Raw genomic sequence first — 15412 nt, forward strand, 5'->3', positions numbered from 1 at the left:
AGATATCCTGCCCCTTGTAGTTTGCACGTCGCGTTGTACTTGCGTTGTACTGTTGCTGACTTGGCACCGTTTCTTGCTTGACATACCCCCTGTCGCAAGAGACACTGAAACACGAGAGTGTCATTTTTTAATCTGGTTGTCCCGGCTGCTTGCGGGATAGCAACCTTAACGGTACAGTGGAATCATGTTTGACGTTCTCGTTTACCTCTACGAAACTTATTACCGCCCCGACGCCTGCCCGGATTCGGAAGCGCTGGTAAAGAAGTTGTCAGCGGTCGGCTTCGAGGAAGAGGAGATTTCCCAAGCGATTGGCTGGCTGACCGACCTGGCACAAGCCACCCACGAATATACTGATCGCTCTCCGCAGCAAACCGCGTTCTCGTTCGGCATGCGTTTCTATGCACCGCAGGAGCTCGAAGTGCTGGGTACGGGGGCAGTCGGCTTTCTGCAATTCCTCGAATCCGCCAAAGTCATCGATGCGTTGCAGCGCGAGATCATCATCGAGCGGGCACTGGCGGTCGGCAAAAGTGAAGTCACGCTGGACAAGCTGAAAGTGATTGTGCTGATGGTGTTGTGGAGCCAAGGCAAGGAACCGGATGCATTGATTTTCGATGAATTATTCTCTGACGACGAGGATGCGGAACCTCGTCTGTTGCACTGAAATTCCGCCCCCACCCCGATCTGTTGCTTCCTCACCACGTTGCCTGGGTTGACATCCAGCATCTCTCCTCGCTTGCGGTTTTCGCCGCAACCCGCTTATCATTGGCCGCTAAATCCCCGGATCGCTGTTAGCACGCGCAGGAATTGAGCCAAATCAACGCCGGTCCGGCCGCCGTTCCTTCGTATATGCGCGCCACTATTAAATAGGCGCCTCTTTCGAGATCATATTTATGGCTAAGACCCTCATCATCGCGGAGAAGCCCTCTGTCGCGAACGATATCGCGAAGGCGCTCGGCGGCTTCACGAAGCACGATGAGTACTTTGAATCCGACGAGTACGTGCTGTCCTCCGCCGTCGGCCACCTGGTCGAAATCACTGTGCCGGAAGAATACGACGTCAAGCGCGGCAAATGGACATTCACGCATTTGCCGATGATTCCACCGCATTTCGCGCTGAACCCGATCGCCAAGACCGAATCGCGCCTGAAGGTGCTGAACAAGCTGCTCAAACGCAAGGATGTCGACGCCGTCATCAACGCCTGCGACGCGGGCCGCGAGGGTGAACTGATTTTCCGGCTGATCGTGCAATATGCGAAGGCCAAACAACCAATCAAGCGGCTGTGGCTGCAGTCGATGACGCCGGCGGCCATCCGCGACGGCTTTGCGCGCCTGCGCGACGACAAGGAAATGCTGCCGCTCGCCGATGCTGCACGCTGCCGCAGCGAAGCGGACTGGCTGATCGGCATCAACGGCACGCGTGCGATGACAGCATTCAACTCCAAGGATGGTGGCTTCTATCTGACGACCGTTGGCCGGGTGCAGACGCCAACGCTGTCGATCGTGGTCGAGCGCGAGGAGAAGATCAAGAATTTCGTGCCGCGCGACTATTGGGAAGTGCGTGCCGAGTTCGTCTGCGCGGCCGGTGTATACGAAGGTCGCTGGCTCGACACCAAGTTCAAGAAGGATGAAACCGATCCGGAAAAGAAGGCCGAACGCCTGTGGAGCAAGGCCGCTGCCGAATCGATCGTCGCGGCTTGCCGCGGCAAGCAAGGAACGGTAACGGAAGAGTCCAAGCCGGCTACGCAAATGGCGCCAGCGCTGTTCGATCTGACGAGCTTGCAGCGCGAAGCGAACGCGCGCTTCGGTTTTTCTGCAAAGAACACACTGGGGCTCGCGCAGGCACTGTATGAAAAGCACAAGGTCCTGACCTATCCCCGTACCGACTCGCGCCATCTGCCGGAAGACTATCTGAATACCGTGCGGCAGACGCTGGACGTCGTTGCCGAGAACAACAATTATCACCAGTTCGCCAAGCAGATCCTGAACAAGAACTGGGTGAAGCCGAACAAGCGCATCTTCGACAACAGCAAGATCAGCGACCACTTCGCAATCATCCCGACCCTGCAGGCGCCGAAGAACCTGTCCGAGCCGGAACAGAAGCTGTACGACATGGTGGTGCGCCGCTTCATGGCCGTATTCTTCCCCGCCGCGGAATTCCAGGTCACGACGCGCTTCACCGAAGTCTCCGGCCATACCTTCAAGACCGAAGGCAAGGTCATGACCAATGCCGGCTGGCTGGCGATCTACGGCAAGGAAGCTGCCAACGACGAGGACAAGGAGAACGCCGGCACGCTGGTGCCCGTGGCCAAGGACGAAAAGGTCAAGACCGACAAGGTGACGGCGAACGGGCTGGTCACCAAACCGCCTGCGCGCTACACGGAAGCAACGCTGCTGTCCGCCATGGAAGGCGCCGGCAAGCTGGTGGAAGACGAAGACCTGCGCGAAGCGATGGCGGGCAAGGGCCTCGGCACGCCGGCCACGCGCGCCGCGATCATCGAAGGTCTGCTGAACGAAAAGTACTTGCTGCGTGAAGGCCGTGAATTAATCCCGACGGCGAAGGCATTCCAGCTGATGACTTTGTTGCGCGGTCTCGGCGTGGATGAACTGACGCTGCCCGAATTGACCGGCGAATGGGAATACAAGCTGTCGCAGATGGAGCGCGGCAAGATCAGCCGTGAAGAGTTCATGCGAGAGATCGCGCAGATGACGCAGATCATCGTCAAGCGCGCGAAGGAATACGACAAGGACACCATTCCCGGCAACTATGCGACGCTGAAGACGCCGTGCCCGAACTGTGGCGGCGTGGTGAAGGAAAACTATCGCCGCTTCGCCTGCACGCAGTGCGAGTTCTCGATGAGCAAGGTGCCGGGCAGCCGTCAGTTCGAAATCCCCGAAGTGGAAGAATTGCTGGCCAAGCGCGAGATCGGTCCGTTGCAAGGCTTCCGCTCGAAGATGGGCCGTCCGTTTGCCGCGATCCTGAAGATCGTGCGGGATGAGGACAACAACAACTACAAGCTGGAATTCGACTTCGGCCAGAACCAGGACGAAGGCGAAGAAGGCGAAGGCGTCGATTTCTCCGAGCAGACGCCGCTTGGCGCCTGCCCGAAGTGCGGCAGCAATGTCTACGAAATGGGCTTGGCCTACGTGTGCGAGAAAACCGTCGCCAAGCCGAAGGCATGCGACTTCCGCAGCGGCCGCATCATCCTGCAGCAGGAAATCGTGCCGGAGCAGATGACCAAGCTGCTCAATGACGGCAAGACCGACCTGCTGCCGGGCTTCATTTCGCAGCGTACGCGCCGCCCCTTCAAGGCTTTCCTGGTGCGGGACAAGAACGGCAAGGTGAGCTTCGAATTCGAGGAACGCAAGGCCAAGGCGCCGGCCAAAGGCAAGGCGGCGGCCGCTACACAGGAAGAAACCGAAGCGCCGGCGAAGAAGGCGGCTGCAAAGCCGGCCGTGAAGAAAGCGGCGGCGAAGAAGACAGCAGCGAAGAAAGCGGCTTAGAGAGGCGGCATGATTTCGGCGTCGCCGTCAAGGCGAAATCCCGGCATGCATGAACATGTCTTGAGGAGTGCGCAATGAACGAGATCATGACCACCAGCCCCACAAAGGACGAGCGCAATCTGGCCATGCTGGCCCACCTGCTGGGCATCTTCACCGGATTTATCGGTTCCCTCGTCCTGTGGCTGATGAAAAAGGATGAAGGCGGCTTCGTTGCCGAGGAGACGAAGGAAGCACTGAACTTCCAGATTACGATCGCGATCGCGCTGGCAGCAAGCGTGATGCTGAAGGTGGTCCTGATCGGCATCCTGCTGTTCCCGCTGGTCTTCCTTGCGAATTTCATCTTCTGCCTGCTCGCAGCGCTAACCGCTGCGAAGGGAAAATCGTACCGCTACCCGTTCGCACTGCGCCTGCTCAGTTAGTATTTTCTCTCCCGGCTGGCGGCACCTCGCCGGCCGCACCTCGCCGGCCACACCTCGCCGGCCACAACCAATCTCGAACTGCACTGCTTGCTGTACCTCCGCACGGCTGCGCTTCCCGGACTCAGGATTCCCAACCGATCATCACTTGTAGTCATCCAGGCAGCTTGCAACGTTCTTCAATCGCCGGCTAGCCAGAATGATCGCCCGGTCCGCGCGCCTTGCATGCGCAGGCGCGCGGATTCCATCTCAAGGCGAAATGTCTATCCAGAACTTCCGGAGAAGCGCTGCACTCGAAGACATACATGCCCGTTCCGCATCTTCCTTGCTTGCATTCATTAGTTCCGATGCATAGAGGCATGTGTCTCCTTTCAGGAATTACGGAGCGTCCTATGTTCTCGCATTCCATCATGTCAGCAGCCATGGCGGGCGCCTTGGCAGTCATTCTTTCCGCATGTGGCAGCCCCACGAAACAACAGGTGGGTATCGGCACCGGTGCGGTCGTCGGTGGCGTTGTAGGCAACGTGCTCACTGATGGCAGCACGCTCGGCACGGTTGGTGGCGCGGCGGTAGGTGGTGTCGTCGGCAACGAAGTGACCGAACGCAGGAAGTAAAAGCGCCTGTTCCCGAGCACCGAGGTCACAAGCTACTGGCACAGCGCACTTGGAGAAGCGTATTCCGCAGGTGTCGGCTTGCGGGATGTGCGCAGGCGTTTGCGTGTCAGGCTGCACTCTCTTGCGCATTGCCGGCCTGACTTTGCTGTAGCGTGCGGCAGCCTCGCAAGTGACGCGATAAGCCGTCTTTTTGGCATGACATGGACTATGCCACTTTGGCGAAGCGTCCTTGTTCCTCCCCATATCGTTGGGCCCAGCCACACCGAATAGCGCTTGCGGCGCCCTGACACACGGTAGCTCCGTTGTTCCACCAGAATCATTTCACCGCTGTTTTCGTCACAATTCAGAAACAAATCTCCCGGAACTTTCGGATGTTGAAAGATTCTCATCACTCGCATGCATGCAATGTTGGCATGAGCGGTATTTCATGCTTCACCGATTTATTCTTTAGGAGAATCTCTATGTTGAAATGGACTATCCCTCTCGCCTGCGTCGTTGCGTTGGCTGCGTGCGGCACCCAAGGTTCTGGCACCACTTCCGGCTCATCCTCCGGCATGGGCTCCGGCTCGGGATCCGCCACCGGCACCGTTTCCACCCCAAGCAGCTCCGGCTCGTCGGGCGGCTATGGCACTTCCAGCGGCTCGTCGACCACCAGCCCAAGCAGCTCCGGCAGCAGCACCATGCCAAGTGACAGCAGCAGCTCTGGTAGCAGCACCACCATGCCGAGCGACAGCGGCAGCTCCGGCAGCAGCACCACCATGCCGAGCGACAGCGGCAGCTCCTCTGGCACTTCGGACTCGACCGGTGGTTCATCCTCAAGCAGCTCCGGCACCTCCGGCTCGACCGGCAGCTCGTCGTCGGGTAGCACCGGCACCGACTCTTCCGGCTCCACCGGCACTTCGTCCGGCACTGGCTCCTCCAGCTCCGGCTCCAGCTCCCGTTAATCAGGTTTCAGTGAGTGTGCTCGCCGGCCCCTGCTGAAGGAGAACGGCGCAGCACACCACCGGCCTTTTCATTCTCTGACACCACCTTCGAGTGCGAGCAGAAAACGCTTGCGCTCCAGTCCTCCCGCATATCCCGACAACCCGCCCGATGTGCCCAGCACGCGATGACATGGCACGATGATGCAAACCGGGTTGCGCCCAATGGCCGTCCCTGACGCACGCACTGCCCCCGGCTTGGCCAGTCCTTTCGCAATCTCGCCGTAACTGGTCGTGCTGCCGTAAGAAAGCGCCTGCAGGGCACGCCATACAGCCTGCTGGAACGGTGTACCGCGCAAATCGAGATCAATATCGAACGTGCTGCGCTGCCCCGCAAAGTATTGATCCAGCTGTCGTGCTGCCTTCTGCAGAAGCGGATGGGCATCATCACGCTGCCATCCGTGCGGTCCCTTGAAATATTTATGCTCTTCAAAGTATAGGCCGCACAGGCCCTGCTCGGTTGCTGCCAGCACGAGGGGGCCGAGCGGGCTGTGATGTTCGGTGAAGTAGATCATGGTCATGTCATCCAAAGTGCAAGTGCCGCATATCCGCGCCAGGGAGACCAGCTGCTGGCACGGGCAGCGAGTTGTTTCTCTGTGAGTCGTCCGCCTTGTTCTGCCGCTGCTTTCTGCAGGCCGAGGTCGCCTGCCGGAAAGGCATCGGGAAAACGTAGTGCGCGCAGCGCAATGTAGTGTGCAGTCCAGTCGCCAATGCCTGGCACCGTCTTCAGCCGTGCGACGGCGGCGTCCAGCGTCACGCCCGGCGGCATCTGCAGGCCGCCCTGCGCAGCGAACTGCGCGACATGCCGGATCGTCCGTGCGCGCGTCTGCGGCAAGCCGATCGCCGCGATATCCGCCTCGTCCGCGCAGGCAATCGCTTCCGGCCGAGGAAAATGATGCGTCACCTGCGGGAAAGGCGTGTCCGCCGCCTCGCCAAAGCGATGCACCAGGCGACCGGACAAGGTCGTTGCACCCGCCACACTGACTTGCTGCCCGAGCACGGCGCGCACTGCAAGTTCGAATGCATCGAAGGCACCGGGCACGCGCAGGCCGGGATGCGCTGCGATGCGCGAAGAAAGCGTCTGGTCACCGGACAGATGCGCTTCGATGACTGTCGGATTTGCATCGAGGTCGAACTGGCTTCGCACGCGCCCCTGCAAGGGCATCAGGACACCTGATAACGATGGCGCGACCTCTATCGCCAGCTGATGCCGCTGCGGCAGGTGCATCACTCGCAGCCAGCCGCTGGCTTCTCCTATACGGATGCTGCGCAGGTAGGCCGGCTCGGCGCCAAGCGTCACCGCTTCCACTCCCGCGATTGCTCTTCCCGCCATGTACTGCGTAATGCGCTGCCAGTTGTAGGGAGGACGGTAGGCGAGGCGCAGCGTCAGTACGTCGCCGGCTGCGCCTTCCTTCGGCGCCGCACGTCGGATCTCGCCCGGGACCATGCCGTAACGCAGCGCGAACAGTGCATTGAAACGACGTACGCTGCCGAAGCCTGCGGCATATGCGACTTCTGCCATCGGCAACTGTGTTTCCTGCAGCAGCTTCTTCGCGAACAAAAGACGTTGCGTCTGCGCCAGCTCGACCGGTGTCACGCCGAAGTGCTGCAGCAATACGCGGCGCAACTGGCGTGACGAGAGGCCGACTTCTGCGGCCAGACGCTCAATATCGCCGTCGTTCAGAGCACCGGCCGCAATGCGCTGCCAAACCGCATGCGCCAGGTTCTGCTGCAGCGCATAGGGCGCGAGCTCCGGCCGACAGCGCAGGCAGGGACGGAAGCCGGCGGCTTCTGCTGCGGCAGCGCTGCTGAAAAACTGGCAGGAAGATTCCCGCGGCGTTTTGACCGTACAGACCGGGCGACAATAGATACCGGTCGTTTTCACGCCGGTAAAGAACACACCGTCAAAGCGGGTGTCTTTCGCTGCCAGCGCACGATAGCAGCTCGCGCGGTCCAGCACTGGAGCGGATGCGCGGTGGGATGCGGAGCGAGGCGGAACGACGGTATCCATGGCGTTGTTATACGCGCCATGACGAACAGCGTCTAGCCGTTTTCGGACGCCATTCGACTGACAAGTCGTGGATGCGCGAGGATGTCGATCCTGCGGCCACGCATGCGGAACAGCACCGTTTCGGCAACTCGATGCAGACGTGAATTTTCGGCACCAGACCTATCAGAAGTTTTGTAGACAGCAACATACCATCTCCTTTGAAGGGCGGCAGAAACCGGGAAAGAAGTGACGGCGAATCCATTTTGTTAAACGAAAAGCTGGCCCGGTCGATTTTCCGGGCCACATGCTTTTTTGCTTTGCGCTACACTCGACTCCTTCCTCACGCTCCATAGACACAAAACATGCTGACCGCGACCCGCCCACCGCAACTGAAAAACGTTCTGATCGCCAGCGGGCTGGTGCTGACCCTGGCCATGGGCGTGCGGCATGGTTTCGGATTTTGGCTGCAGCCGATTTCGCAGGCACATGGGTGGACGCGCGAGACCTATTCACTGGCACTCGCATTGCAGAACCTGCTGTGGGGTGCGTTCGGACCGTTCGCCGGCATGGCGGCGGACCGCTTCGGCACGGCGCGCGTTGTCATCGCCGGCGCGCTGATGTACATGGGCGGATTGCTATGGATGGCGCTGGTCGCGGAACCGACCGCCTTTGTCATCGGCTCGGGCGTGCTGATCGGTGGTGCGCTGGCATGTACTGCATTCGGCGCCGTCAGCGGCATCATCGGCCGCACCGCCCCTGAAGAAAAGCGCTCCTGGGCATTCGGCATTTCCGGGGCGGCGAGCTCCTTTGGCCAGTTCATGATGATGCCGGTCGAACAAACGCTGATCTCCGCCGCCGGCTGGCAGAACGCGTTCTACATCCTGGCCGGACTGGTCGGTCTGGTAATGCTGCCGATGGCATTCGGCCTGCGCGAACAGCCGTCGGAAAAGGCAAGCGGACCGCAACAGAGCGTGCGGGAAGCGATCCGCGAAGCATTCACCTACCGGCCGTTCCAGCTGCTGGTGGCCGGCTACTTTGTCTGCGGCTTCCAGGTGGTGTTCATCGGCGTGCACATGCCGTCATACCTGCAGGACAAGGGCATCATGGACCCGGGTGTGGCGGTCATGGCGCTGGCGCTGATCGGTCTGTTCAATATCTTCGGCTCCTTCTATGCGGGCAAGCTGGGCGGCACGCTGCCCAAGCGTTACCTGCTGTCATCGATCTATATCAGCCGCTCGGTCGTGATCTCGCTGTTCCTGCTGGCGCCGCTCACACCGTGGTCGGTGTATGTCTTCGCCTGCGCGATGGGCCTGCTGTGGCTCTCCACCGTGCCGCTGACCAACGGCGTGATCGCCGGCATTTTCGGTGTGAAGTACCTGTCGATGCTGTCGGGCTTTGTGTTCTTTTCCCATCAGGTCGGTAGCTTCCTCGGCGTATGGCTCGGCGGCTACCTGTTCACCCGCGACGGCAACTACAATACCGTGTGGGGTATCACCATTGCGCTCGGCGTGTTTGCGGCGCTGGTGAATTTGCCGATCAATGAAAAGGCAATCGTGCGGCAACGCGCGGCGCTTGCCTAAGGACTGAGAAACACATGCGTGAACGGCTTGTCCGCGTACTGCTCGGCGCCGCGCTGATTGCGGTGCTCGGGCTCGCATTTCTCGGCTACCTGCGGCCGGCCTTCGTCGTCGACCTCGCCAATCGCTTCATCCTCTGTTTTTGACCGGCCTGCCCTGCCGATTCCGGCATGCAAGCAACGCCCTATCACCTGCTGGCTGATCTGGTGCTGGTACTGCACCTCGTCTTCGTCGTTTTTTCGGGCCTCGGCGGCCTGCTCGTCCTGCGCTGGCCCAAAATCCTGTGGCTGCATGTGCCTGCCCTGCTGTGGGGCGTGATGGTGCAGTGGGCCGACCTCATCTGTCCGCTGACGCCACTGGAGAATGACCTGCGCCTGCGCGCGGGTGAGGTGATATTTGCCGGTGGCTTTATCGAGCGCTTCGTCTCCGGCATTCTTTATCCCGAGCACCTGCCGCTGGAGTTGCGCTATGTGCTCGGCTTCATGCTGCTCGGCGTCAATGTCGCGGTTTACGCGTACGTAATCCGGCGCCGCTCCGGTTCAGACAAGGCGTCGGGATAACGCGCGACTTCCCGGCTGGAATCGGATGGAACGCCGGTGCAGCTGCTGGTACCTAAGCCTGATGCGCAAGAGCAGATCAAGACAATCTACGTCGTGCGCAATGCCGACAAGCTGCCGCATGTGACAGCCTGTGCGGCACACCCGAACTTATGCGGCCAGATGCCGCGTCTGCCGCTGCGGTACCGCGCTCTCGGCCTTTGCCGTATTGGCTTTCGGCTTCAGGTGCAGCTTGTGCGCCTGGCCGGCGTAGTCGCTGTCAATCAGCGCAGTGACGCGTTCCGGGTCATGTCCGCGGCTGCGCAACCATTGCGCCACCAGCGCTGCGAGGCGGTCGAGTGCAATGCGGTGGGTCGCATCCGTCTCCGCATACAACCAGTCGGAGAAGTCCATGAAGTTCGCAAACGGTGCATCGCCGAGCATGACAGGTAGCGTGTGCGCAAAGCGGCCGGAGTTGGCGATCATGTCCCAGTAGCGCGCAAAGCGCACCAGCCGCTGCATCGTTGCGAAGTCGATGAGGTCGTTGGCGAGGATAGTGTACGGTGCATACGGATCGAACACGAGGCCGTACGTCTGCGTGTGCCGGATGACCGGCGTGCCGCGCAGGCGCTTGAGGATGCCGAACTGGATTTCGTGCGGATTGATTGCGACCAGCTTGTCGAAGCCGCGCGCAAAGCTGTCGAGGTCCTCGCCCGGCAAGCCGGCGATCAGGTCGACGTGCAGGTGTGCATGCGACTCCTCGCACAGCCAGCGGATATTCTCCGCGGCCTTTTCGTTATTCTGCTTGCGGCTGATCGTGGACTGCACCTCGGGGTTGAAACTCTGGATGCCGATCTCGAGCTGCAGCGTCCCTGGCGGGAATTGCTTGATGGCTGCCTTCAGTGCATCGGGCAAGTGATCCGGCACCACCTCGAAATGCGCGAACACCGGATCGTCCGGATGCGCGGCAAGCTTGTCGAGTAAGAACTGCATGATGCGCAGGCTGGACTTGATGTTGAGGTTGAAGGTGCGGTCAACGAACTTAAACAGGCGTGCGCCGCGTACATACAGCGACTCGATTTCGGCCATGAACAGGTCAAGGTCGAACGGCCATGCGGTCTTGTCCAGCGACGACAGGCAGAACTCGCACTTGAACGGACAGCCGCGCGATGCTTCCACGTAGAGCGTGCGGTGTGCGATGTCCTGCTCGGTGTAATACGCATACGGCAGCTTGATATCGGCCATCGGCTGCTGCACGCCGGCATGAATCTTCATCAGCGGCTTGGGGCCGTTGAGGATCTGGCGGCACAGCGACGGGAAAGTGATGTCGCCCCAGCCGGTCACGACATAATCGGCCATCTGCGCGATCGGTTGCTCCTGCGTCTCATGCGACACTTCCGGTCCGCCGAGCACGACAGCCACCTCGGGCGCGACGCGCTTGAGCACCGCGACCACGCGAGTGGTCTCCTCGACGTTCCAGATATACACGCCAAGCCCGATGATGCGTGGCTTGTACGACAGCAGGCGTTCGACGACATCGGTCGTCTTTGTCCCGATCACGAATTCATGCAGGCGTGTGGAAGCTTGCAGATCGCCCATATTGGCAAGCAGGTAACGCAGACCAAGTGATGCATGGGTGAAACGGGCGTTGAGGGTGGCAAGCAGGATGGTCATTGGAGCAACGAGGCGGGTCAGCAAGTCGCCATTTTACGCTGCACATGGCGTGCGGGCGACAAGGGATCAGGCAACAGGGCTGGTGATCAGTTGTTGCCGGTGAAGTCTTAGTCACCGAACGCCAGCGGAAAGGAAGAGTCATCCGGCAAGGCAGGGCGCACCATTTTCATGATGGCTGTTCGCGGGAGCTTGTAGCGGCGCGCCAGGGAGCTGATGCTTTCTCCGAGTGAATAATCGGTCACGATGGCCGTGCGCATCCTTCCCGGGACTTCGGCCGTCCGTCGGCCGGAGCGCGGTGCACTTTCGGCGGGACGTTGCAATTGCTGGCGTAGATGCTGGCGTTCGAGCGCAGCGAAGGCGTCCACGGTGTTGAGGATCAACCGCCCGTATTCCGTGCCAAGATCGACGTCGCCGATCTGGCGTACGAAGAGCCGCACACCGCGTTTCAGGACAAGCGAGATCGTCGCCCCGATTTCCCGCGCGTCGGTACCGAGGTCATCGAGGCGGTTGACGATCAACGTATCCTTGCCGGTGATTTCGCCGATCAAAACCCTGAACTGCGGGCGCTGCACCCATTCGTCACGCTGGCCGTCGTTTTCGTCCGAGAAGTATCGGACCGGTGCGTCGCCGGTATCGAATGCGAAAGGCAGGTCGTCCTTTCCGGGCGGGGTGTGCCTGCCGGCATGCGCGTAATGAGCGTAAACAAAGATTGTCATTCAAGCGGCCTGCGTGCGGATCTCTTGTTCATCCATGACTGGTCGTCTGTCAGGAAGGTGTAGCGCCATTCTCGGCGACCACTTCCGCGCTGCTCAGATAGCCCTCGACGGCATTCACCGGCTGGCGAACGACTCGCGTCGGATGCGCCGACACCATGCCGGGCGACATCCTCTTGAGCAAGTCGAGGGGGATCGAGGGGGCACATGCTTCGATGATGCGCCTTGCTTCTGCGCTGACGGCATCGTTCGACCCATCCGCGGTGTTCCGCACCTCGAAGCGTTTGCGGGCTTCGCCGAAGAGAAGATCGCGCATGCGCTCGGACCAGGCGTTGGCGAGAGACGCCTCGGCCAGATCTTCGTGGTTGATGACGGGACCGGGCACGCTGCCGGTGCCGGACCGGGTGAGCTTGAAAGGATCAAAGCCGGACAGGAGCGAATACTCCAGGAAACGGAAATGCAATTCGCCGTGCGCAACGCCATCGAGGGCAAGCGCATGAAAGGATGGGCCGCTGCCCTCGTTGTACGCAGTGGCGCCCTTCTCGGCCAGCGACTTCAGCTTGTTCCATGAAAAGGATTGCGGATTGCCCTCCCATTCTTCAGCGTAGGCCAGGAATTCCCCGGTCAGCCAGTTGATATCTGCGTCATCGTGTCGATTCATAGAACCATCCTGTTGGCGTTTCGGTTGAGATCCGGGAAGCGAGTCTGAGGTTGGCGGCGTCGCGCCTCTCCTTGCTTTCGGGCTGAAGCGTTACAATTTTTCGCCGATAGTCGATGCAACGCTCCTATTCCATACAGACGACATGACCAAGAATCCGCCGCCCAAGAAGCTCTCCAAGTCCGACTACGAGGTCATGGCGAACTTTCGCTACCAGATCCGGCGCTACCTTCGCTTCAGTGAAGAAGTCAGCCAGGAGCATGGCATCACGGTGCTGCAATACCTGTTGCTGTTGCAGCTGAAAGGTTATCCGGGCCGCGAGTGGGCGACGATCGCAGAACTCGCTGAGCGTCTGCAGGCGCATCACCACGGCACCGTCAATCTCGTGACCCGCTGCGAGAAAGCCGGGCTCGTCGAACGCCGCAAGGGTGAAGGCGACCAGCGTTTCGTGCAGGTCGTGCTGCTGCCCAAGGGAGAAAAGCTCCTGAGCAAAATCGCGCAGCGACACCTGGACCAGTTGCTGCACCTTGATGGCTCGCTCACGGTACCCGACGTATCCATGTTCTCCCGCGACGACTGACTACACCGCCTTTGCATTCCGCCGGATCACGCGCTGTCGTCATGGCAGCGCAGAAGCGAACCGGTGACCTGCCTCTCATGTCGCACCCCATACACCTCATCCGGTAGATCACGCCTCAATATATCACAACATGATATATAATCAAGCGCACGGGCATGCGCTTTGCTCGTCCGTCTGTGTTGCGAAGCCTTGGCACTCAACTTCAACTGCGTGGCAGGCAATCCCGATGCCTGCAAGGAAGGAGCCGGATGCGCAAGCACATCCAGCTTGTCTGGTTGCAAGCCTTCGGCTCGCGCCGTGTCTCTCGCCGTACACGGAGTGTCACTGCTTGCGCTCACGTTCAATCCTCACGGAGCATGGTATGAATGTCAGCAACCAAGTCGCCCCTTCTGCAGACCTGATCCTCGCGCAGCTGGCAGAGGCGGTGATCTACGCCGACCGCGATGGAATCATCCAGCGCTGGAACCGCGCCGCGGAATCCATGTTTGGCTTTGCTGCCAGCGAAGCCATCGGCAGCAGCCTGGACCTGATCATCCCGGAACACCTTCGCGCAGCGCACTGGCGTGGATTTGACGCTGCGATCAAGAGAGGGTTCACGCGGCTGGAAGGCCGTCCGACCGTCACGCGCGGCCTGCACAAGTCCGGCGACAAGCTGTACGTTGAAATGAGCTTCGCCCTGGTGGCGGACGAGAGCGGGGTTCATGGTTCGGTAGCCGTTGCCCGCGATGTCACTGAACGCATCAACCGGGAACGAGAAGCAAGGAAAAACAGCAACCCGAACGGTGAAAATCCATGAGCAAGGTCACGGGCAAGCACATGAGCAACAATCAGAAGACGGCCCTGGCGACACGCGCAGTCCATGGCAGCGCACACAAGGACGCGTTCGGCAGCCCTTATGTACCGCTCTACAACACGACGACGTTTTCCTTTCCGTCCAGTGCCGTCCTGCTCGACGTGGTGGAAGGCCGCACGCCGGGCTCCCTGTACACGCGCTACGGCCACAACCCGACGGTGTTGGCGCTGGAGGAAACGCTTGCCGGACTGGAAAGCGCCGAACATGCGCTGGCATTCTGCTCCGGCATGGCGGCCATCAGTGCGCTGTTCCTGGCACATGGCCGTCATGGCATCGCCTGTGTCGGCGACGTCTATGGCGGAACGATGGAGCTGCTGTCGTCGCAGCTAGGCCTGCTAGGCATCAAGTCGCATTTCCTGCTTGCGAACGAGACAGGCCGTCTTGACGCACTGCTTGCCGCAGGCGTCAAACTTGTTTATTGCGAAACACCGGGCAATCCGACGCTGGAAGTGGTGGACATCGGCGCCATCGCGGCGAAGGCGCATGACAGCGGCGCGTTGCTGGCCATCGACAACACCTTTGCGTCACCGGCCAACCAGCGCCCGCTGGAACTCGGCGCGGACATCGTGGTGCATAGCGCAACAAAATTCCTGGGCGGCCACAGCGACCTGACGGCCGGCGCCATGATGGGATCGCGCGCGTTGCTCGCGCCCGTCGCCGACTGGCGCAAGAATCTCGGTTCCATCCTCGCTCCCGAAACCGCCGCGCTCCTGTCGCGCAGCCTGCGCACCTTGGTTGTGCGAGTCAGGCAACAGAATGCTTCGGCACAAGCCATTGCCGAAGCCATGGCACGGCATCCATGCGTGTCGCGCGTACTGTATCCGGGCCTTCCGGATTTCCCCGGGCACGCACTGGCACAGCGGCAGATGGACGGATTTGGCGGTGTACTGACGATCGAGGTCAAAGGCGGCGGCAACGCAGCGGCACAAGTCGCCGACCGGCTGCAACTGTTCACCCTTGCACCGAGCCTGGGCGGGGCAGAAAGTCTTGTCACCCAACCCTGCACGACCAGCCACCATGACCTGAGTGCGGAAGAACGGCAGCGGCGCGGCATCTCTGATGCCATGCTGCGATTGTCGGTCGGGCTGGAAGACTGCAACGACCTTCTCGCGGACCTCGACCAGGCTTTGCTGGCCGTGGACGAAGGCCGATAACAGGCCTTGTCCTGACCGACGTGAGGCGTCCGGTATAAGCAGACAGAAACGCTGTCTCGCCTCTACTTCCCTTGGCGCATGGAAGACCGCACATCCCGGAGCGGGCCATCTTTCAATGCCGGCAGTGGATGCATTCCAGACAATATGCCGGCAGCCAACGACCGACC

At 60.6% G+C, this 15412-nt stretch carries 16 protein-coding genes; 10 read left to right on the forward strand and 6 right to left on the reverse strand.

The genetic code is table 11. The features are described 5' to 3' along the window. Window positions 1-184 precede the first annotated feature (184 nt). From ACYVIA_RS06050 to ACYVIA_RS06065, 4 genes are all read left to right on the forward strand, one after another. The gene (locus ACYVIA_RS06050) at window positions 185-661 is read left to right on the forward strand and encodes a Smg family protein (protein ID WP_460838935.1); all 477 of its coding nucleotides are present in this window, start codon (window positions 185-187) and stop codon (window positions 659-661) included. A gap of 229 nt (window positions 662-890) precedes the next feature. Further along, window positions 891-3500 carry a DNA topoisomerase III gene (locus ACYVIA_RS06055; protein WP_460838937.1) on the forward strand — a complete coding sequence of 870 codons (2610 nt, stop codon included), beginning with the start codon at window positions 891-893 and terminating at the stop codon, window positions 3498-3500. 74 nt (window positions 3501-3574) lie between these two features. Continuing rightward, on the forward strand, window positions 3575-3919 hold the full coding sequence (locus ACYVIA_RS06060; RefSeq protein WP_460838939.1) for a DUF4870 domain-containing protein: 345 nt from the start codon (window positions 3575-3577) through the stop codon (window positions 3917-3919). A gap of 407 nt (window positions 3920-4326) precedes the next feature. Further along, window positions 4327-4530, forward strand: a complete 204-nt coding sequence (locus ACYVIA_RS06065) for a glycine zipper 2TM domain-containing protein (RefSeq protein ID WP_460839704.1) — start codon at window positions 4327-4329, stop codon at window positions 4528-4530. A gap of 622 nt (window positions 4531-5152) precedes the next feature. Here ACYVIA_RS06065 and ACYVIA_RS06070 read toward each other — a convergent pair. The 3 genes from ACYVIA_RS06070 to ACYVIA_RS06080 all read right to left on the reverse strand — a co-directional run bounded on the left by ACYVIA_RS06070 (window position 5153) and on the right by ACYVIA_RS06080 (window position 7521). Then, on the reverse strand, window positions 5153-5440 hold the full coding sequence (locus ACYVIA_RS06070; protein ID WP_460838940.1) for a hypothetical protein: 288 nt from the start codon (window positions 5438-5440) through the stop codon (window positions 5153-5155). 102 nt (window positions 5441-5542) lie between these two features. Then, window positions 5543-6025, reverse strand: a complete 483-nt coding sequence (locus ACYVIA_RS06075; RefSeq protein ID WP_460839706.1) for a methylated-DNA--[protein]-cysteine S-methyltransferase — start codon at window positions 6023-6025, stop codon at window positions 5543-5545. A 2-nt stretch (window positions 6026-6027) separates the two neighbouring features. Then, window positions 6028-7521 (reverse strand): AlkA N-terminal domain-containing protein, encoded by a 1494-nt coding sequence (locus ACYVIA_RS06080; protein WP_460838941.1) that lies wholly within the window; start codon window positions 7519-7521, stop codon window positions 6028-6030. Between the two features lie 341 nt (window positions 7522-7862). Here ACYVIA_RS06080 and ACYVIA_RS06085 point away from each other — a divergent pair, with 341 nt between their 5' ends. From ACYVIA_RS06085 to ACYVIA_RS06095, 3 genes are read left to right on the forward strand one after another with little or no spacing between them, the layout of a single operon-like run. Next, the gene (locus tag ACYVIA_RS06085; protein WP_460838943.1) at window positions 7863-9080 is read left to right on the forward strand and encodes an MFS transporter; all 1218 of its coding nucleotides are present in this window, start codon (window positions 7863-7865) and stop codon (window positions 9078-9080) included. Window positions 9081-9094: 14 nt separating this feature from the next. Next, window positions 9095-9223, forward strand: coding sequence for a hypothetical protein (locus ACYVIA_RS06090; protein ID WP_460838945.1), 129 nt, complete (start codon window positions 9095-9097; stop codon window positions 9221-9223). Between the two features lie 24 nt (window positions 9224-9247). After that, entirely contained in the window at window positions 9248-9637 is a 390-nt protein-coding gene (locus ACYVIA_RS06095; RefSeq protein WP_460838947.1) for a DUF2784 domain-containing protein, read from the forward strand. 147 nt (window positions 9638-9784) lie between these two features. Here ACYVIA_RS06095 and ACYVIA_RS06100 read toward each other — a convergent pair whose 3' ends face one another. From ACYVIA_RS06100 to ACYVIA_RS06110, 3 genes are all read right to left on the reverse strand, one after another. Next, window positions 9785-11287 (reverse strand): B12-binding domain-containing radical SAM protein, encoded by a 1503-nt coding sequence (locus tag ACYVIA_RS06100; protein ID WP_460839708.1) that lies wholly within the window; start codon window positions 11285-11287, stop codon window positions 9785-9787. Between the two features lie 107 nt (window positions 11288-11394). Beyond that, on the reverse strand, window positions 11395-12003 hold the full coding sequence (locus ACYVIA_RS06105; RefSeq protein WP_460838949.1) for a recombinase family protein: 609 nt from the start codon (window positions 12001-12003) through the stop codon (window positions 11395-11397). Between the two features lie 49 nt (window positions 12004-12052). Then, on the reverse strand, window positions 12053-12661 hold the full coding sequence (locus tag ACYVIA_RS06110) for a hypothetical protein (protein ID WP_460838950.1): 609 nt from the start codon (window positions 12659-12661) through the stop codon (window positions 12053-12055). 142 nt (window positions 12662-12803) lie between these two features. Between ACYVIA_RS06110 and ACYVIA_RS06115 the strand changes: the two genes are divergently transcribed. From ACYVIA_RS06115 to ACYVIA_RS06125, 3 genes are all read left to right on the forward strand, one after another. Next, entirely contained in the window at window positions 12804-13238 is a 435-nt protein-coding gene (locus tag ACYVIA_RS06115; RefSeq protein WP_460838952.1) for a MarR family winged helix-turn-helix transcriptional regulator, read from the forward strand. A gap of 361 nt (window positions 13239-13599) precedes the next feature. Further along, window positions 13600-14034 (forward strand): PAS domain S-box protein, encoded by a 435-nt coding sequence (locus ACYVIA_RS06120; RefSeq protein WP_460838954.1) that lies wholly within the window; start codon window positions 13600-13602, stop codon window positions 14032-14034. After that, complete coding sequence (locus ACYVIA_RS06125) at window positions 14031-15245, forward strand: trans-sulfuration enzyme family protein (RefSeq protein WP_460838955.1); 1215 nt, start codon at window positions 14031-14033, stop codon at window positions 15243-15245. Before ACYVIA_RS06120 ends, ACYVIA_RS06125 begins: the two co-directional genes overlap by 4 nt. Window positions 15246-15412 lie beyond the last annotated feature (167 nt).

It is taken from the genome of Noviherbaspirillum agri (assembly GCF_054780595.1).

Bases quoted from the DNA above. Each gene is read 5' to 3' on its own strand.
- ACYVIA_RS06050 (WP_460838935.1), top strand. From the start codon at position 185: ATGTTTGACGTTCTCGTTTACCTCTACGAAACTTATTACCGCCCCGAC.
- ACYVIA_RS06055 (WP_460838937.1), top strand. From the start codon at position 891: ATGGCTAAGACCCTCATCATCGCGGAGAAGCCCTCTGTCGCGAACGAT.
- ACYVIA_RS06060 (WP_460838939.1), top strand. From the start codon at position 3,575: ATGAACGAGATCATGACCACCAGCCCCACAAAGGACGAGCGCAATCTG.
- ACYVIA_RS06065 (WP_460839704.1), top strand. From the start codon at position 4,327: ATGTCAGCAGCCATGGCGGGCGCCTTGGCAGTCATTCTTTCCGCATGT.
- ACYVIA_RS06075 (WP_460839706.1), bottom strand. From the start codon at position 6,025: ATGATCTACTTCACCGAACATCACAGCCCGCTCGGCCCCCTCGTGCTG.
- ACYVIA_RS06080 (WP_460838941.1), bottom strand. From the start codon at position 7,521: ATGGATACCGTCGTTCCGCCTCGCTCCGCATCCCACCGCGCATCCGCT.
- ACYVIA_RS06085 (WP_460838943.1), top strand. From the start codon at position 7,863: ATGCTGACCGCGACCCGCCCACCGCAACTGAAAAACGTTCTGATCGCC.
- ACYVIA_RS06090 (WP_460838945.1), top strand. From the start codon at position 9,095: ATGCGTGAACGGCTTGTCCGCGTACTGCTCGGCGCCGCGCTGATTGCG.
- ACYVIA_RS06095 (WP_460838947.1), top strand. From the start codon at position 9,248: ATGCAAGCAACGCCCTATCACCTGCTGGCTGATCTGGTGCTGGTACTG.
- ACYVIA_RS06100 (WP_460839708.1), bottom strand. From the start codon at position 11,287: ATGACCATCCTGCTTGCCACCCTCAACGCCCGTTTCACCCATGCATCA.
- ACYVIA_RS06105 (WP_460838949.1), bottom strand. From the start codon at position 12,003: ATGACAATCTTTGTTTACGCTCATTACGCGCATGCCGGCAGGCACACC.
- ACYVIA_RS06110 (WP_460838950.1), bottom strand. From the start codon at position 12,661: ATGAATCGACACGATGACGCAGATATCAACTGGCTGACCGGGGAATTC.
- ACYVIA_RS06115 (WP_460838952.1), top strand. From the start codon at position 12,804: ATGACCAAGAATCCGCCGCCCAAGAAGCTCTCCAAGTCCGACTACGAG.
- ACYVIA_RS06120 (WP_460838954.1), top strand. From the start codon at position 13,600: ATGAATGTCAGCAACCAAGTCGCCCCTTCTGCAGACCTGATCCTCGCG.
- ACYVIA_RS06125 (WP_460838955.1), top strand. From the start codon at position 14,031: ATGAGCAAGGTCACGGGCAAGCACATGAGCAACAATCAGAAGACGGCC.